Origin of the sequence: Hymenobacter glaciei (assembly GCF_039539585.1) — a bacterium.
Taxonomy (GTDB): domain Bacteria; phylum Bacteroidota; class Bacteroidia; order Cytophagales; family Hymenobacteraceae; genus Hymenobacter; species Hymenobacter glaciei.
In genome coordinates this window covers 303,631-319,599 of the sequence record NZ_BAABDK010000035.1, presented here as the reverse complement: position 1 = coordinate 319,599, position 15,969 = coordinate 303,631, and the positions used below count along the sequence as shown (strand labels likewise).

The 15,969-nt window shown below is 62.1% G+C and carries 17 protein-coding genes; 8 read left to right on the top strand and 9 right to left on the bottom strand.

Annotated elements, in window-relative coordinates; all coding sequences use genetic code 11:
- Positions 1-542: 542 nt before the first annotated feature.
- Both ABD837_RS24700 and ABD837_RS24695 read left to right on the top strand, forming a co-directional pair.
- Positions 543-893: a hypothetical protein gene (locus ABD837_RS24700; protein ID WP_345059959.1), complete on the top strand. Its 351-nt coding sequence runs from the start codon at positions 543-545 to the stop codon at positions 891-893.
- Between the two features lie 42 nt (positions 894-935).
- Positions 936-1,208, top strand: coding sequence for a hypothetical protein (locus ABD837_RS24695; RefSeq protein WP_345059956.1), 273 nt, complete (start codon positions 936-938; stop codon positions 1,206-1,208).
- Positions 1,209-1,292: 84 nt separating this feature from the next.
- On the opposite strand, the gene ABD837_RS24690 is transcribed toward ABD837_RS24695, so the two are convergent.
- From ABD837_RS24690 to rluF, 4 genes are all read right to left on the bottom strand, one after another.
- Positions 1,293-1,796 carry a cold-shock protein gene (locus tag ABD837_RS24690; protein WP_345059953.1) on the bottom strand — a complete coding sequence of 168 codons (504 nt, stop codon included), beginning with the start codon at positions 1,794-1,796 and terminating at the stop codon, positions 1,293-1,295.
- Between the two features lie 114 nt (positions 1,797-1,910).
- Positions 1,911-2,897 (bottom strand): 23S rRNA (adenine(1618)-N(6))-methyltransferase RlmF, encoded by a 987-nt coding sequence (rlmF, locus tag ABD837_RS24685; RefSeq protein ID WP_345059950.1) that lies wholly within the window; start codon positions 2,895-2,897, stop codon positions 1,911-1,913.
- Between the two features lie 132 nt (positions 2,898-3,029).
- The gene (locus ABD837_RS24680; RefSeq protein WP_345059948.1) at positions 3,030-3,872 is read right to left on the bottom strand and encodes a hypothetical protein; all 843 of its coding nucleotides are present in this window, start codon (positions 3,870-3,872) and stop codon (positions 3,030-3,032) included.
- 44 nt (positions 3,873-3,916) lie between these two features.
- The gene (rluF, locus tag ABD837_RS24675; RefSeq protein WP_345059945.1) at positions 3,917-5,056 is read right to left on the bottom strand and encodes a 23S rRNA pseudouridine(2604) synthase RluF; all 1,140 of its coding nucleotides are present in this window, start codon (positions 5,054-5,056) and stop codon (positions 3,917-3,919) included.
- A gap of 268 nt (positions 5,057-5,324) precedes the next feature.
- On the opposite strand from rluF, the gene ABD837_RS24670 reads away from it, so the two are divergent.
- Positions 5,325-6,194, top strand: a complete 870-nt coding sequence (locus ABD837_RS24670) for an SDR family oxidoreductase (protein WP_345059942.1) — start codon at positions 5,325-5,327, stop codon at positions 6,192-6,194.
- Between the two features lie 104 nt (positions 6,195-6,298).
- Positions 6,299-6,982, top strand: coding sequence for a hypothetical protein (locus tag ABD837_RS24665; protein ID WP_345059939.1), 684 nt, complete (start codon positions 6,299-6,301; stop codon positions 6,980-6,982).
- A gap of 125 nt (positions 6,983-7,107) precedes the next feature.
- Here the strand turns inward: ABD837_RS24665 and ABD837_RS24660 are convergent, their stop codons facing one another.
- Together ABD837_RS24660 and ABD837_RS24655 are read right to left on the bottom strand one after the other, a co-directional pair.
- Positions 7,108-7,599: a DinB family protein gene (locus ABD837_RS24660; RefSeq protein WP_345059936.1), complete on the bottom strand. Its 492-nt coding sequence runs from the start codon at positions 7,597-7,599 to the stop codon at positions 7,108-7,110.
- A 107-nt stretch (positions 7,600-7,706) separates the two neighbouring features.
- The gene (locus tag ABD837_RS24655; RefSeq protein WP_345059933.1) at positions 7,707-8,897 is read right to left on the bottom strand and encodes a phosphatase PAP2 family protein; all 1,191 of its coding nucleotides are present in this window, start codon (positions 8,895-8,897) and stop codon (positions 7,707-7,709) included.
- A gap of 252 nt (positions 8,898-9,149) precedes the next feature.
- Here ABD837_RS24655 and ABD837_RS24650 point away from each other — a divergent pair, with 252 nt between their 5' ends.
- From ABD837_RS24650 to ABD837_RS24640, 3 genes are read left to right on the top strand one after another with little or no spacing between them, the layout of a single operon-like run.
- Entirely contained in the window at positions 9,150-10,616 is a 1,467-nt protein-coding gene (locus tag ABD837_RS24650) for an aldehyde dehydrogenase family protein (protein WP_345059931.1), read from the top strand.
- Between the two features lies 1 nt (position 10,617).
- On the top strand, positions 10,618-11,406 hold the full coding sequence (locus ABD837_RS24645) for an SDR family oxidoreductase (RefSeq protein ID WP_345059929.1): 789 nt from the start codon (positions 10,618-10,620) through the stop codon (positions 11,404-11,406).
- Between the two features lie 58 nt (positions 11,407-11,464).
- Complete coding sequence (locus tag ABD837_RS24640; RefSeq protein WP_345059927.1) at positions 11,465-12,163, top strand: hypothetical protein; 699 nt, start codon at positions 11,465-11,467, stop codon at positions 12,161-12,163.
- Positions 12,164-12,206: 43 nt separating this feature from the next.
- Here ABD837_RS24640 and ABD837_RS24635 read toward each other — a convergent pair whose 3' ends face one another.
- From ABD837_RS24635 to ABD837_RS24625, 3 genes are all read right to left on the bottom strand, one after another.
- Positions 12,207-12,608, bottom strand: a complete 402-nt coding sequence (locus ABD837_RS24635; RefSeq protein WP_345059924.1) for a hypothetical protein — start codon at positions 12,606-12,608, stop codon at positions 12,207-12,209.
- A gap of 66 nt (positions 12,609-12,674) precedes the next feature.
- Positions 12,675-13,064 carry a hypothetical protein gene (locus ABD837_RS24630; protein ID WP_345059921.1) on the bottom strand — a complete coding sequence of 130 codons (390 nt, stop codon included), beginning with the start codon at positions 13,062-13,064 and terminating at the stop codon, positions 12,675-12,677.
- A gap of 103 nt (positions 13,065-13,167) precedes the next feature.
- A complete protein-coding gene (locus ABD837_RS24625; RefSeq protein ID WP_345059918.1) occupies positions 13,168-15,171 on the bottom strand; it encodes an FAD-dependent oxidoreductase in 2,004 nt (667 codons plus the stop codon).
- Between the two features lie 222 nt (positions 15,172-15,393).
- Here ABD837_RS24625 and ABD837_RS24620 point away from each other — a divergent pair, with 222 nt between their 5' ends.
- The gene (locus ABD837_RS24620; protein WP_345059915.1) at positions 15,394-15,918 is read left to right on the top strand and encodes an acyl-CoA thioesterase; all 525 of its coding nucleotides are present in this window, start codon (positions 15,394-15,396) and stop codon (positions 15,916-15,918) included.
- The last annotated feature ends 51 nt before the right edge of the window (positions 15,919-15,969 follow it).

Genomic DNA, 15,969 nt, shown 5'->3' with positions numbered 1-15,969 from the left:
ACCTTGCAGTGGTGTCCGGCACCAGAGCAGGGCCGCTCGAATGCTGCCGAAATCCCCGTTTTTTTGAGTTGGTTTCTGCCGCAAGCTAGAGGCATTTTCACCAGAAGTAAAGCCCGTTTCAGTAGCTGCTACAGTAGGCAGTCAGCAAACTGCACGCTTACGGCACACGATATTCAATAGCTACTTGTGAAGCTTTAGAAGCCACTTTTTCGGTGCTTTAGCTTCGGTGGCGGTAATAACCGGCCCTTTCGGCTGCTTGAAAAACAAGCAGGCATCGGATAAAAAACAATCCGATTTCGGGTAAATTTTTTTGGCCTTCCCAACTCGTATTTGCTGGGTTAAAATCAGCCTTGAAATTGTGCCGTATTTATCCGCAAAGGTTTGCGATGGTGTAGCGCTGGTTGATACCGGGAGTTCACCCGCTCCTGTAGGTGGTACAGTCGCGCTTCCAGCTATTTGCCACAACCTTCCGGGCGCGCCTTGCGAATACCCGTGTCTACATCCGTCCTAGCCCCGGCCGTGGGCACTTCCTGTAATCTGGTATGGCCTTTCCACTTCAGTTCCTGCTCGAAACCATTGTCCAATCCACCCTCATGCCCAAAGGAAAAAAGAAGCACTCGAAAAAAGACAGGGTCTCAGCAGATGTTCTGGACTTGGCGTACGCTTCGCTAAAGAAGTTCCGGAAGGTGAGCCGCGAAATTGGCAAGCTGAGCACCGGCCAAAAGCTGGTGGGCGGCCTGGCACTGACCGCGGCGGGCCTGGCTTACCTCGCCCTACACGACGCCGGGGAAACACCGGAAAAGCCTGCTGCCAACCTGGTTCCGGCCGATGAGGCCAGGCCAGCCAAGCCGCGCAAGCCCCATAAGCGCCCCCAAGCGTCGGCCGAAGAGTAAACGGCTATCACCTCCTTTCCCCAACCAACCCATCACCCCGTTATGAAAAAGACCAAGAACAAAGCCAAGAAGAGCAAACCCGGTAAGAGCACTACCCTATTGAGCGGCGCCGCTAAATCCATAAAAGGCCTGCGCAAAACCAAACTTAGTACTGCCCAAAAGATGCTGGGCGGGGCTGCCCTTGTGGCCCTGGGTGTGGGCTACCTGGCCAAGTGCTTAAGCGGCAGCGACTTGCCTGCCCGCCCCGATGCGACTACCACCGCCGATGCCGACGCGGCCGAAAGCAACCTAGCTGCCATGGACGCCGACGCCTAGATGGAATGACAAACGAAAAGCCCCGCCCCACAGCTGTTGAAGCTGGGGGCGGGGCTTTTTGCTATCGAACTGCTGGAGCGAAACCTACTCGGCAGCTGGAGCTGCTGGTGCGGCTGCCGGGGGAGGCGTCGCGCCACCCATGCGCACGCGCACGGCGTTGGGGCCTTTTGGGCCCATCTCGACTTCAAAAGTTACCTTGTCGTTCTCGTTGATGGTGAGGCCGCCCAAGGCGTTGGCGTGCACAAAAATGCTCTCCTGCGTCTGCGAGTCGCGGATGAAGCCGTAGCCTTTCGACGAGTTGAAGAACGTAACGCTGCCAGTGCGCTGCGTGTCTTCGGGCTCGCGGTCTTCCTGCTTAGCCACGCTGATGCGGATGTCCTCGTCTTTGATGATACGCTTCTTGGTGGGGTCGGGCGGGGTGGAGGTAATGTTGCCGTTTTCGTCGACGTAGGCAAACATTTCCTCTAAGGCCGCGCCGGATTTGGCGTTGGCCTGGCGCTCAACTTTGCGCTCTTCCTTCTCGGTTTTCTTCTTCGCGCGCTTTTTCTCGTTGTCTTTTTTACCAAATGTCTCTTGAGACCTACCCATAGTGTTGTGCTGCTAATTCGTTGTTGCTTTCGGTACTGGTGGCAAACGCAGCACCAAAAGCGGTGTGGATTGCTACGAAGATACGCAATATATCAGGTCGTTCGTTAGGTTGGGTTATTGCGCGGCGGCCCAACGCGTTTTTCGCCAGGTTTCTTGTTGCGCCGGCGTAAGGAAAGTCCAGGCCACCAACCGGCTTTTCTTCTGGCCCTGAGCCATTTCGATGGTGCGCACTTCGGTAGCGCCGGCCGTTTGCAGGGCGCGGTACACGCCGGGCAGCGTTTCTTTTTTCGATACGAGCGAAGTAAACCAGTAGGCGGTGCGGGGCCGCCGGCCACTTTCCTGCACCATGCGCCGAATGAAGCTGGCCTCGCCGCCTTCGCACCATAGCTCGTTGTTCTGGCCGCCAAAATTCAGCACCGGCCGCGCGCCGCGCCCGGTGCCCAAGCTGCTGGTTTTGCGCTGTGAGCCGGCTGCCGCCGCCGCGGCCGAAGTGTGGAATGGCGGGTTGCACATGGTCAGGTCGAACAACTCGCCCGATTGTATGAGACCGTCGAAAATGCGGGTGCGGGCCGGCTGCAGGCGGGCCTCGATGGCCCCGGCCAGGCCTGGGTTGGCGGCCTCAATCTGCTGGGCGGCGCGCACGGCAATGCCGTCGATGTCGGAGCCCACAAAGTGCCAGCCGTACGCCCGGCGGCCAATGATGGGGTAGATGCAGTTGGCGCCCACGCCCACATCCAACACCGTGATTTCTTCTCCGGGCGGCAGCACGCCGCCGTTGCTTTCGGCCAGCAAGTCGGCCAGGTAATGCACGTAGTCGGCCCGGCCGGGAATCGGCGGACACAAATAACCTTTCGGAATGTCCCAGTGCTCTACTTCATAAAAGTGCTTCAACAGAGCTCGGTTCAGCGCTTTAACCGCGGTAGGGTCGGCGAAATCAATCGACAGGTTGCCGTATTGGTTGGGCCGCACATACGCCGCCAGCGCCGGGCTTTCCTTGCTGAGCAGGGGGAAGTCGTAGGGCGCGCGGTGCGGGTTGCGCGGGTGCAATTGGTCTTTCTCGGCTGGCGCAACTGGCACAGCGGGAGGGGAGGTTTTTTTCATAAATCTGGTGCACAAACAGAACGTCCTGCAGAGTGGCAGCGAAGCATCTCGCTTGGTTTGGTAATCCTTTGTCAAAAACCAGTCACTGCAGCAGGCGAGATGCTTCGCTGCCGCTCTGCAGGACGGGTTACCCTACGAAGTTTTATATAAGTACCAACCCTCGCCCAGCGGCCGCAGCACGATGATGCCGTTGGGCGACATGGCTGGCAGGCTGCTGGCTTCGGGCTGGTAGAGCAGACCCACCGAGCTATTGGTTTTGCCGCCAATCACGAAGGTCAGACAGCTGCCGCACTCGGTGCCCCGGCGCGTGACGCGGCCCAGAAACAGACGTCGCAGCAGCGTGTGCACCGCTGGGTCGGCGTTGGCGGCTTGCTCGGCGGCCGGCTCATTAGGGCTAGGCAGGGGAGTGGCGAAGAACTTGCCCACCTGCAAGCGCCGCAGCAGCTTCTGAAAATCGGCTTGGTGACGGTGGAAGTGGGCGGCAATGTCGGCGTCGGCGCTGGTCCACAGGCGCAGGTTGCCCACCGTGAAGGCGTGGCTAGCATCGGGGTGCTTGCGGTCGTAGTCGGCCACTTCGGCCCGGGGCAGGCCCGTAAGCAGCGCCACCATGGGCGGGCCCAGGTGCGTCATGGCCAGCGACCGTATGGCACCCAGCTTCCAGCCGGTGCTGTCGTGCCGGAAGTGCAGGTAAAAATCGCGCCGGCTGGCCGAGTCACGCAGCTCCACCGCCACTACCGCCGTGGCCGAGTCCTGTTGTATGAGCTCGCAGCGGCGGCGCTGGCGCACCGGAATCTGCTGGCCCAGGGTCTGCTTTTTGGCTTGGCTGGCTACTTCACAGCAGAGGTAGTCCTTCATTTCGGCCCAGCCCGCTGAGGCTACAAACCGTTCGGCAATTTGCAGGGGTGGCAGCGCAGACGGGGCCACGGCTGCCAGCATGGGCAAGCACAGGCACAGCAACAGTAAAAGGTGCTTCATCCGAAAGCTAACGGGGAGAGGGCAACGATAATTCCAGCAGAAGCTTAGCGGGGCCGTGCCGGACCTTTGCCGCGCCCGCCTGCACCGCTACGGCCAGCCGGGCGGCTGCCAGCGCCCGAACCGCTGCTTTTGGGCCGCGCCGAACCACCCGCACCCGCGCTTTTGGGGCGCGCGGCGCCTGCCGCTCCGGGGCCTTTAGGCCGCGTACCCAGCCCTCCCGACCGGCTCGGGCCGCCTGGGCCAGCTTTGGCCGGGCGCTTGCTGCCGGGCATGGGTTTGCTGCCGGGGGCTTCTTTCTCGGGGCGCGGGCCCCACCAGCCGGTGCCCGAGGGGTTGTACATGGTGGGTGGGCCCGGCTTGCGTGGCTTGGGCTTACCGGGCTGGCCGTCGGGGCCGGCGGCATTGGCGGCAGCTTTGCTGGCCGGTGCCTTGCCGCGGCGGCCGCCCGAAGCTTCTTCGGTGCCGCTCGATTTGGCTACCATTTTCATGATGCCGGCCAATTCCTCGGGCGTCAGCTCGCGCCAGTCGCCTACGGGCAGGCCTTTCAAACTCACATTCATGATGCGCACGCGCTCCAGCTTCATCACTTCGTAGCCGAAATGCTCCACCATGCGCCGAATCTGGCGGTTCAGGCCCTGCACCAGCGTGATGCGGAAGATGTAGGGCGTTTCCTTCTGGATAACACACTTTTTCGTGACCGTGCCCAGCATGGGAATGCCGGCGGCCATTTCCTCCAGCATGCGGTCGCTGAGGATGCGGTCCACCGTCACCACGTATTCTTTTTCGTGCTGATTACCGGCCCGCAGAATCTTGTTCACAATGTCGCCGTCGCTGGTCAGGAAAATTAGGCCCGACGAGTCTTTGTCCAGTCGGCCGATGGGAAACACGCGGGCGGCGTGGTTCACGTAGTCGACGATATTGCCGCGCACGCCCGGCTCGCTCGTGCTCGTGACGCCCACCGGCTTGTTAAAGGCCAGGTATACAGCATCTTCGGCCTGGCGGGGCTCCAGCTTGTGGCCGTTCACACTCACGCGGTCGCGCGGGCCCACCTGGTCGCCAATTTGGGCGGGCTTGCCGTTCAGCAGCACGGCGCCTTCGGCAATGTAGCGGTCAGCCTCGCGGCGCGAACACATTCCGCTTTCGCTGATGAATTTATTGAGGCGAATGGAGGAGCTGGACGGCATAAGGCGCGGCGAATAGAGAAAAAAGAAACGCTGAAACCCAAGCAACGCGGGAAGCGAACGCCGCAAAGGTACGCCAGGGGTGGTGCGGGCATAGGGTGCTGTAGCGTGCAATCCGCGAGTTCGCAACTGGGCAGGCTTATTGGCACGAGCAAAAGGTCTGGCCGTCCCGACCAGGCGCGGACTCGCAGAGTCCACGCTACATTCCGGCAACCCACACCAGAGCCGCCCGTTAGCCCAACAGTTCTTTCAACCATTTATTCTTTCGCTGATGTCTGATAAACCCACCATTTTCCCTCCCCAGAGCCAGGACGCGGGCGCTGGTAAGCCCGGCCTCGAATTTAAGATGACGCCCGAGCCTGAATTCATCCGGCCCGACTACAAAGGGGCCGATAAGCTCAAGGGCAAAGTGGCCCTCATTACGGGCGGCGACTCCGGCATCGGCCGGGCCGTGGCGGTGCACTTCGCCGTGGAAGGGGCCGACGTGGCCATCTGCTACTTCCCCACCGAGCAGCAGGATGCCGAAATGGTGCAGGAATTGGTGCAGGCCCACGGCCGCCGCTGCCTGCTGCTGCCCGGCGACCTCAAGCAGCCCGCCTTTTGCCAGGAAATCGTGGACCGCACCGTGGCCGAGCTGGGCGGCCTGAACATCCTCGTGAATAACGCTGCCGAGCAGAACTGGCACGACTCGCTCGAGGAAATCAAGGACGAAGAGCTCGACAGCATCTTCAATCTAAACATCATTGCCATGTTCCGCATTTCGCGGGCCGCCGTGAAGCACCTGAAGGAAGGCGACTCCATCATCAACACGGCTTCGGTAAATGGCTTTAAGGGCAACGAACTGCTACTTGACTACACTGCGACCAAAGGCGCTATTACGGCATTCACGCGGGCGCTGTCGTTGCAGCTCATTAAGAAAGGTATTCGGGTGAACTCGGTCGCGCCCGGCCCCATCTGGACGCCCTTTATCACCGGCATCGGTCTGCTGAAGCTGCCGCTGTTCGGCCACGACGTACCCATGGGCCGCGCCGGCCAGCCGTCGGAAGTAGCGCCCGCCTATGTGTTCCTGGCTTCGGAAGATGCTTCGTACTTCTCGGGCCAAACCCTGCATCCCAACGGTGGCTCGGTGGTGAATGCTTAAGGCACGGGCGCGAATGGAGTGGCAATAACCCCGCAGCAAGCCCCGCCGTATCAGGCCCTAAAAGTGGCTTCATCGTCATTTTACACTTCTTAAGTACCCCGCACATGAACATCAAAATCCTTGGCCTGATGGCCGCCACTGCACTGGCCACTGCTTCCTGCACCCAGGATAAAAAAGTTGAAACCACTACCGCCACCACGCCCGAAACCGTCACGACCACGACTACCACCACAACCACGGTAGACACGGTAGCCGTGCACGATGAAGCCCGCCGCCTTGCCGCCCGCATGGCCGAAGACCTCAAGTTGAGCGACCCAGCCGTGGTTACCCGCATCGAACGCACCTACTACACCCGCGGCCAGCGCCTGGGCGAAGCCAACAACCGCTACGTAAGCGACACCGTAGGCCGCTACGCCGCCCTGCGCCAGATTAACGACGAGGCCGATACCGAAATCCGTACCGACCTTAACAACCCTGGTTACTACAACACCTACTCGACTAACCGCGCCAACTACGGCGACGGCCCTTACTCGCTGGCGCCCGGCACGGTTACCACTACCTCTGCAACCACCTCTGCAAACACCACGCGCCGCGGCACCGTAGGTCAGGGTTCGGGCGTGAAGAAAGTGGATAACGAAGAGGACGGCGACCGCAAAACCAAGTACATGAACGGTGCAAAAGTGAAACGCGACGACGACGGGTCGGTGAAAATCAAGATGGCCAACGGCACGAAAGTGAAAATCGACGAAAACGGTAACCGCACCGTAAAAAAGAGCCTGTTCAAGTAAGCCTCTTTGCAAGCACGCAAAAGCCCGTTCCTGCTGTAGGAGCGGGCTTTTTTTATGCAACCCTTCGTCGTGCAGCTATTCTTAATCCAACCTTCGGCCGGCCCCGCCAGATGTTGGATACTCTGCTAAATGGTCTCGCCGTGGATAATCTGCCTCACGTGGTGCTCCAGGTGCAGGGCGTAATCGCTGATGAGCCAGTGCAGTGTAGTGGGGTTCCCGTTCAGGGTAAGGTACTGGGCTTCGAGCAGGTGCGGGGGCAGGCGGTCGAGCAGGTGCAGCATGAGGGTGTTCAGGCTGGTCCAGAGCGTGAGCAGGTCGGCGCAGGGGTAGTGCTGGTAGTCGGCCACCCGCACCCAGGCTTCCTGGTCGTAGGGGCGCAGCCGGTGGGGCGGCGGGGCCAGAGAAGCCACCACAATGCGGCGGTGGTTGTTCAGGGCCGAATCGATGAGATGTCCCAGGATTTCTCTGCGGCTCCAGCGGCCGGGGCCGGGCCGGGTGCTCAGCTCCTGCTCTGAGCAAGCGTTCCAAAAATCGGCCAGCAGGTCCAACTGGTGGCGCAACTGGGCCCGGCTCTCGGCCAGGGGCGGGGTGGCAACAGTCGGGAAGTAGACGGCCATAGCAGTAACGATAAGGCGGCGCGAGCCGTGTGGTCCGGTACACTAAAAGTATGCTCGGAAACTGGTAACCCATCAACGAAATTGGCCGCCTGCCGGTTTTCGTTTATTTACAGGCGAATCGACCAGCTGGCTCCCGTAAACGGGCCGTAGGTGTAGGGCGCAAACTGCCCGTGCCGGTACCAGCGCTTGGGCCGGGGCAATACCCGAAAGCCCGTGCCGGCGCCCATGGTGCTATCAACCGGGGCCTCTACCCGGGTGCGGCCGTTGCGCACGGCAATTTTGGCAAAGGCATAGCCCAGCGCAATGCCTACCGGGTAGTCGCTGGCCCAGTGCACGCCGTTGTTGAGCATGGAGTAGCCAAGCAGGCCCATCAGCGAGTAGCCCACGGGGCGCACAAAGCGGTATTCGGGGTAGTTCTCGGCGATGACCGTAACTGTGGCCATGGCCGTGGCCAGGTGGCCGGTGGGGAAGGCGTCGTAGTTGGGTACGAAGTGCTGGTAGGTGCTGTAGGAAGGAAACAGGTTCCACTCGCCGCGGTCCTGGGTGGCCACGTAGGGGCTCTGGCGGCCGGTGAGGCGCTTGGTAACCTGCACCACCAGGCCGGTGCTGAAAATAGCTTCGCCGAGTTGGCTGGAGGTGCGCAGGGCGCGGTTGTCCTTCTTGATGCCGCCATAAATCCAGAAGCTGCTGGCCACGGCCAGGTGCGTCCAGCCATCGCCCAGAAAATAGAACGTGCTGTTGAGGTTGTCGGGTGCGTTGAATTCGAACGGCAGATTCGCCGAGCCCACCCGGAAGGGAATGTACACCAGCGTTTTCTGGGTGCTGGCCGCCTTCAGTCCGACAAACTGGCCAAACCGCTGCGAGCCGTCCACAATTACCTGGTCTAGAGCCCACAACGCCACCGAACCGGCGGCGATGCCCAGCAGCGTCCCCTTATTTTTGGACTGGAAAGCGAACTTGGGAAACTGCCCCAAATCGCGCGGAATGTGGTAGGCCCAGCTGAAAGCCTTGGTGTTCTCGTAGTGCCAAGTTACCCCGGGCGCCACGGTGTAGTCGGTAACGCGGCCGTTGGCGTCGCGCGGATGGATGTGCGGCGGATTATTGAACGGGGCCGGCTTGGGAGCGGCCACGGCGGCTACCGGCAGCGCGGCAGCGCGGGTGGTATCGGCAGGAGAAGCGGCAAAAATAGTATCAATAGAAACGGGCGCGGCGAGGGCCGGCTGGCTGCTACTAATAGTTAGGCCAAGAAAGAGCGGCGCAAGCAGCCACTGAGACCGGCCAAAAGTAAAGAACGACACGTAACGTACAACTAATTAATAATGAGCCCGCCGCGGGCGAAAATGCGGTGGGCCGGGATAGCAACGGAATCAGCTAGCGGGGGCGGAATCTGCGAACAAGGCCGCAAAGGTAACACCAACCGCGCGAAGTGGATGCACTGGGTAACAAGCCAAGTGCCCTGAGGTTGACGACTGAGCCGACAAAATGCTGTGCAAGCCGCGTATCTTTCTGGCAGGCCGGCTTCGGTGCCCGCCTTCCTAGCCTTGCCACCCATGCAACCACCCGCTTCGCCACTTGTTGCCGCGCCCGCCCAGGCCCTTGCAGTCCCCACGCTCAATCCTTTTCAGGGCCAGTTTGATGCCTTGCGGCAACGCGCACCTCTGCTGCGCAGCGAGGGCGTGAGTGAGCGCCGGGCCCGGCTGGCTAAACTCAGCAACTGGCTGCATGCGCACCGGACGGATATTCAGCAGGCCTTGCTGGCTGACTTCCGCAAGCCCACCGCCGAAACGGACCTTACCGAAATCTGGACCTCGCTGGTCGAGCTCAAGCACACCAGCAAGCACCTGAAAAAGTGGATGGCTCCGCGGTCGGTGGGCGTAAGTATGGCCCTGCTGGGCACCCGCTCGTGGGTGCAGGTCGAGCCCAAGGGCGTGGTGCTGATTATCTCGCCCTGGAACTACCCGTTTTACCTGGCGGTAGGACCATTGATTTCGGCCATTGCGGCTGGCAACGCCGTGGTTATTAAGCCGGCCGAACAAACACCGGCCACATCGGCCCTGCTGCAAAAGCTCTGCGAAGACCTGTTCCGGCCCGACGAGGTGCTGCTGCTGCAAGGCGGCAAGGAAGTGGCCACCGACCTGCTCAGGCTGCCCTGGGACCATATTTTCTTCACCGGCAGCCCCGAAGTGGGCAAGATTGTGATGCGCGCCGCCGCCGAGCACCTCTGCGGCCTCACGCTGGAGCTGGGTGGCAAAAACCCCACCGTGGTAGATGAAACTGCCAACCTGCGCGACGCAGCCGAGAAAATTGTGTGGGGCAAGTTTCTCAACAACGGCCAGACCTGCGTGGCGCCCGACTACCTGCTGGTGCACGAAAGCGTGCAGCCGGCGCTGGTGCAGGAGCTAAAAGCCGCCATCGAGCGCGCCTACAACCCCAGCGGCGCAGGTATTGAAGCGTCGGATTCCCTGGCTCGCATCGTGAACGAGCACCACTTTGCTCGCCTGGCCGGCCTGCTCGAAGATGCGCAAACCAAGGGCGCCACGGTGGCCGTGGGCGGTACCGTCGATGCCAGCCAGAACTACATCGAACCCACTATTCTGACCAACGTGCCGGCTTCGGCCCGCGTGCTGGAAGAAGAGATTTTTGGGCCGTTGCTGCCCGTGCTCACCTTCAAAAAACTGAGCGAAACGGCGGCTTACGTTAACGCCCGGCTCAAGCCGCTGGCGCAGTACGTGTTCAGCACCAACGCCGAAAACCGCCGCTATTTGCTTGAGAACATGTCGGCGGGCGGCGCAGGCGTAAACGAGACCGTGCTGCATTTTGCACACCCCGAGCTGCCCACGGGCGGCGTGGGCAACTCGGGCCTGGGCAAAGCCCACGGGCATTCGGGTTTCCTGGCATTCAGCAACGAGAAAGGCGTGATGCGGCAGCGCGTGGGCTTCACCGGCATCAAGGCCATGTACCCGCCCTACACCCCCAAGGTGAAAAAGCTGGTCGAGCTGCTGGTGAAGTACCTGTAGCATGGAGTTTCGCGGAAAAGTTGTCTGGATTACCGGGGCTTCGGCCGGCATTGGCGAGGCGCTGGCGCGGGAGCTGGCCGGGCAGGGCGCCCGGCTGGTGCTGTCGGCCCGAAACGAGGTGGCGCTGCACCAAGTAGCCACCGCCTGCGCGCCGGCCGAAACGCTGGTGCTGCCGCTGGATTTGGCGGCGCCCGACACCTTCGACGCAGCTGTGGCGGCCGTGCAGGCGCATTTTGGCCGGCTTGATGTGCTCATCAACAACGGCGGCATTAGCCAGCGCAGCCTAGCCCTGGAAACCTCGCTGGCTGTCGACCGCCGCCTGATGGAAGTAGACTACTTCGGCCCGGTGGCCCTGAGCAAAGCCGCGTTGCCGGGCATGCTGGCGCAGGGCGGCGGCCGGCTGGTGGTCATCAGTAGCCTGGTGGGCAAGTTTGGTACGCCGTACCGCAGCGCGTACTCGGCGGCCAAGCATGCGCTGCACGGGTTTTTCGATTCGCTGCGCGCCGAACTGCACGGCAGCGGCGTGGGCGTGAGCATCATCTGCCCCGGCTTTATTCATACCGGCGTGTCGGTGAATGCGCTGACCGGCGACGGCCGTGCCCTGGGCCAGATGGACGAAGCCACCGCCAACGGCCTGGCCCCAGCCGAGTTTGCCCGCCGGGCCGTGCGTGCCCTAATCCAGGAGCGCGACGAGGTAGCCATTGGGGGCCGCGAAACCTGGGCCGTCCTGCTCAAGCGGCTGGCTCCGGGCCTGTTTGCGCGGGTGTTGCGGCGGGCCAGGGTGCGATAGCCAGCGTTGGTGGCGGCCCCTGGAGGTTACCTTTTGTGCCCTGCCGGCATACAATGGCATGGGAACACTGAGCTGGTTACGCGCGCTGGGAGTGAGTATGGGTGCCCTGCTGCTGGGCGGTTGCGACGATATCCAAATCGAACGGATATGGTTGGTGGATTTTGCTCAGCCCTTTCCGGCCACCCGTTCGGATTTGACTGCTTTCCCGCCTCGGCACCAGGGCGTGTACACGGCCGCCGACTCCACTGAGTCGCTGTGTATTGGCCCTACGACCGTGTGGCAGCAGGACCTGCACAGCCTGTTGCGTAGCCGGCGGGAACTGGCCGGGAAGGGAAAGGGCCTGCGCGCCGATAGCACGTATCAGCAGGAAGGTGTGCTGCATTACCTGCACCGGGTTGGGCGCGACTCGGTGCGCGACAGCTGGTTGGAGTGTGATACCATTTTCAACTGTGCAAAACCAGAGACCGGCCGGCTGCGGCGTTTTCAAGGCCATTATTATTTGAATACTTCTTTCGACAGCACCAACAACTGGTTGGTGCAACGGCTGGAAATTTCGGGCCGCCATCTGGTCTGGCAGCGCCTGGGCAACGATACCCTGCGCCTGGGTGTGCTGGCCCCCGGCACCGTGCGCCTCGACCGGCGTGCCGGGCATCCCGCTTTCTTCCGGCTGGCCCCTGGCTCGGCGGCCGAAGTCCGCCGCATTGGCCGCTACGAGGGATTGTGGGAGCCCGTCCGCGAATACGACCGGCGGCACTGAGAGGCGGTTGTGCCAGCCCCACTGGTTCCGGCCCCTATTGCCGCTACTGCTTCTGCTGCATGTTGGCGGCAATCTTCTGTTGCACGCCTCTGGTTTGCAATAGCTTGAATTTCTCGGGGCCAATTACGGTGCGCAACTCTTTTTGCGAGCTGATATTGATGCGCTTGAGCTCGGCCATGAGTTGGGGCGACTGAGCGGGCAGCTTTTCCTTGGCCGTGTTCGATTCCTTTAGGGTACCGTTGAGGACGCTACGTACGCGGGCGGTCTGGTCGGGAGTGAGCCGGAGTTCAGTGCTCATCACATCGGCGAGGTCGCGGGCGGCGGTGGGCGGCGCCGGCGAGCTTTCGGTGCGCACGGTTTCGACCACTGGGGTCGGCTTGTTGCGGTGGAAAATAGAGCAGCTGGCGGTTAGGAGCAGAAGAGCTGGAAGGAAGCGCGTTTTCATTGGTTGGATGCAGGTGCGGCCCCTCAGTACGTAGAAAGTGCCCACAAAGCTACCAAATGGCTGTTTTTAATTGTCCGGGATTATCTGAAGCACAGAACGAGCAGGTGTAAACCCGAGACGCCGCTCAATCTTTGCCCGGTGCCGCCGGAACAACCGGCGCTGCTTCGCCGTCATAAAAAGGGCCAGCTGGGCCTGAACTCCTGCCTCAATACGCCTCAGTTCGGCCCGGCGGGCGGCGGCGGGTTGGGAAGTGCCTGGCTGGTACGCCTGCCGCTGCTGCTGGGCAAATTGTAGCGCCGCCCGTAGCTGCGTGAGCTGGGTCGGCTCGAAGTCGTCGCCGAGCAATTGGTAGGCCGTGCGTTGCGTGAGGGCCTTCTGCAGCACGCCGCAGTTGCCAAACAGCAGCACCGCTAGCAGCGGCAGCAATAGCAGACAGGGCAGTGGCGGGCGTTGCATAGCGGCGAATGTAGCGTGGAGTCTGTGAGTCCGCGCCGGGGCAAAGGGGCTAAATAGTTCTGGGCATGCGCGGACTCGCGGAGTCCCTCCGGGTACGGCCACGCTACACCGCCACGGCGTGGGCTTTCACCGGGAAAGCCGCTTTCATTCCCTGTGCCATAAAGTGGGCCAGGGCCATAATGGTGAGCATGGGGTTGACGCCGCTGCACGCCGGAAAAGCCGAGCCGTCGGCTACGAAGAGGTTCTGTACCTCCACGGTTTCGCCGTTGAGCTTGAGCGGGTGCGTGGCCGCATCGCCGCCCATGCGGCAGGTGCTCATCTGGTGGGCGCTGTAGAGGCCGAACTGGTTGGGTTTCCAGCCCAGGTGGGGCAGTTGGTCGAGCAGGGCAGAGTTAATAATCCGGCCATCTTCAACTTTGAGCGTAGGCAGCGTGCCGTGGGGCAGGTAAATGGTATGGGCCCCTGCTGCCGCGTGGATGTGAGCCGCGGCGCGCACGCCCTCGAGCATGTTGGCGCGGTCGAACTCCGACAGCACGTAGTCAATCAGCGGCGCGCCGTTTTTGTCGATGCTCACGCGGCCGCCTTCGCGGTCGCGGGTGAGCACGATGAACGAGCCCAGGTGGCTGGCGTCGCGCATCATTTCGTGGTGCTGCTTGCCCGAGCGCCACGGCAGCACCATGCTCAGCAGGCCGGGGTGGGTGGGCGGCGTTTCGAGCTTAGCGCCGAAGTTGGTGCCGTGCAGCATGGTGTAGGTGTCGTTTACCACGCTCATGCTCGGGCCGTGCCACGAGTCCATGGCCTGCGGGTAGCGGCCGGCCACAATCACGGTGGGGTGCAGGTGCAGGTGCTGGCCCAGGTGCGGGTGCTTCAGGCCCGAGCGCAGCAGCAGCGCCGGCGTCTGAATGGCCCCGCCGGCCACCACCACCCGCCGGGCCCGCACCGTAATGCGCACCTCGCGGCCATCGTGGGTGCGGTGCACGGCCTCGGCGCCGGTAGCGCGGCCTTCGGCAATGGTCACGCGCTCCACCTTGGCATCGGCCAGAATACGCGCGCCGTGCTCAAAGGCCGTGAGCAGGTAGGTGTTGAGCGTGCCCTGTTTGATGCCGTGGGCGTCGCCCAGCGTGGAGTAGCCCAGGCTGCGAAAATGGCTGTCCGAATCGGTCAGGCCCTTTTCGTTGCGCGGAATCAGCTTCACTTCCTGGCCCAGCTTGGTCGAGCCGTCCCACAGGGCTTGGTTCTGGCCGTTGTGGCGGGTGTAGTTGGTGTTCACTCCGATGGTGCGGGCCACGGCGTTGATGCTTTCCTTGAACTCCAGGGTGGTGAAATGGGGCGCGTTGTGCTCGCGGGCCCATTCCTGCAGCACGTAATCGGGGGTGCGGAAGGCGCCGGCCCAGTTCACGGTGGTGCCGCCGCCCAGGCAGGAGCCAGCCAGAATGCCGATGCCGCCGTCCTGCGTCGAGAGCGTGCCCTTGGCGTCGTAAAGCGTGCCCAGCATGTCGACTTCGCGCTGGGTAAAGTCGCAGCCGTGGCAGTAAGGGCCTTTTTCGATGACCAGTACGTTGTGGCCCGCCGCAGCCAGCTCGCCAGCTACCACGCCACCGCCCGCGCCCGAGCCAATCACCAGCACGTCGCAGTCGTAGGTGGTGTCGGCATCAGGTTTCAGGGTTTGAATGGGCCTGGGGGTATCCACGGGCCGCTCGTCGGGGCCAGGGTAGCCGAGGTGGCCCCAGGCAGCCGGCACTTCGCTCATGCTGCCGCCGTAGTAAAGCAGCGTGCACAGCTTGCGCAGCGCCTGAAAGCCCTTGCGCAGCTGCGGCACGTTGCTGGCGGCCCAGCTTTGCAGCAGCTGCTCGCGCTGCGCGGCATCGAGCTTGCGGAAAGGCTTCAGCGGCCCAAACCACGTCAGGCCCAGCAGTGGCTTCTCCATTAAGTCGAGCAGCTGGCTGAACTCGGCCTGCGCGCCGGCCGGCTGCTCCCGAATGGCTTCTTCGAGCTTCTCCAAGTTAAGGCCAGCCGAACCGGCTGGGATGCCCTCTGACAGGGCGGGAACAAAGGTGTCGGCCAAGGCCTGGAGAACAGCGGAGCGGGTGGGATTAAGCGAGAACATGCGGTGCGGAAAAAGGAGCACGCAGCCTATGCGGCATCGGGCGGTAAAAGGTAAGAATTTTTCCGCAAAGTGTTAGGCGTGCCGAGTAGTTAGTGGGGCGCAGCCTTTGCTGCGCCGGGCGTAGCACGCGGGTGGGCTGTTTCTTTGCTCGACTTTTTCGTTTCAACGCCGGCGCAGCAAAGGCTGCGCCCTACAATTCGCAGCAAAAGCTGTGTGCTACCTATGCCCAAGCTCACCCAAACGCCCGAAACCACCTACCGCGTCCACTTCCAGGACTGCGACATGCTGGGCCACCTCAACAACGTCCGCTACTTCGACTACTTTCTTAACGCCCGCGAAGACCACACCACCGAGCACTACGACCTGAACATGGGCCAGCTGGCCCGCGAACAAAACGCGGCCTGGGTTATCACCAAGCACCACATCAGCTACCTCAAGCCGGCCAAGCAGGGCGTCATGGTGCGCATCCTGAGCCAGCTCATTCACTTCGACAACTCCAGCCTGGTGCTGGAGCTGCAGATGCGCAGCGAAGACGGACTGCGCCTGCTGGCCCTGCTGTGGTCGGAAATGGCCTACGTGACCATGCCCGCCGGCACCCGCACCGACCACGGCAACGCCATGATGGACCTGCTCGACGACCTCGACGTGGAAGACGTGAGCTACGACCCCGACGGATTCGACGACCGCGTAAAGGAAGTGCGCCAGCAACTGAAGAAACAGCGGCGAGGGGCCGGAGGGGAAGAATAAGTTGGTTCGTAAGAAAGAACGTCATGCTGAGCGCAGCATGACGTTCTAAGA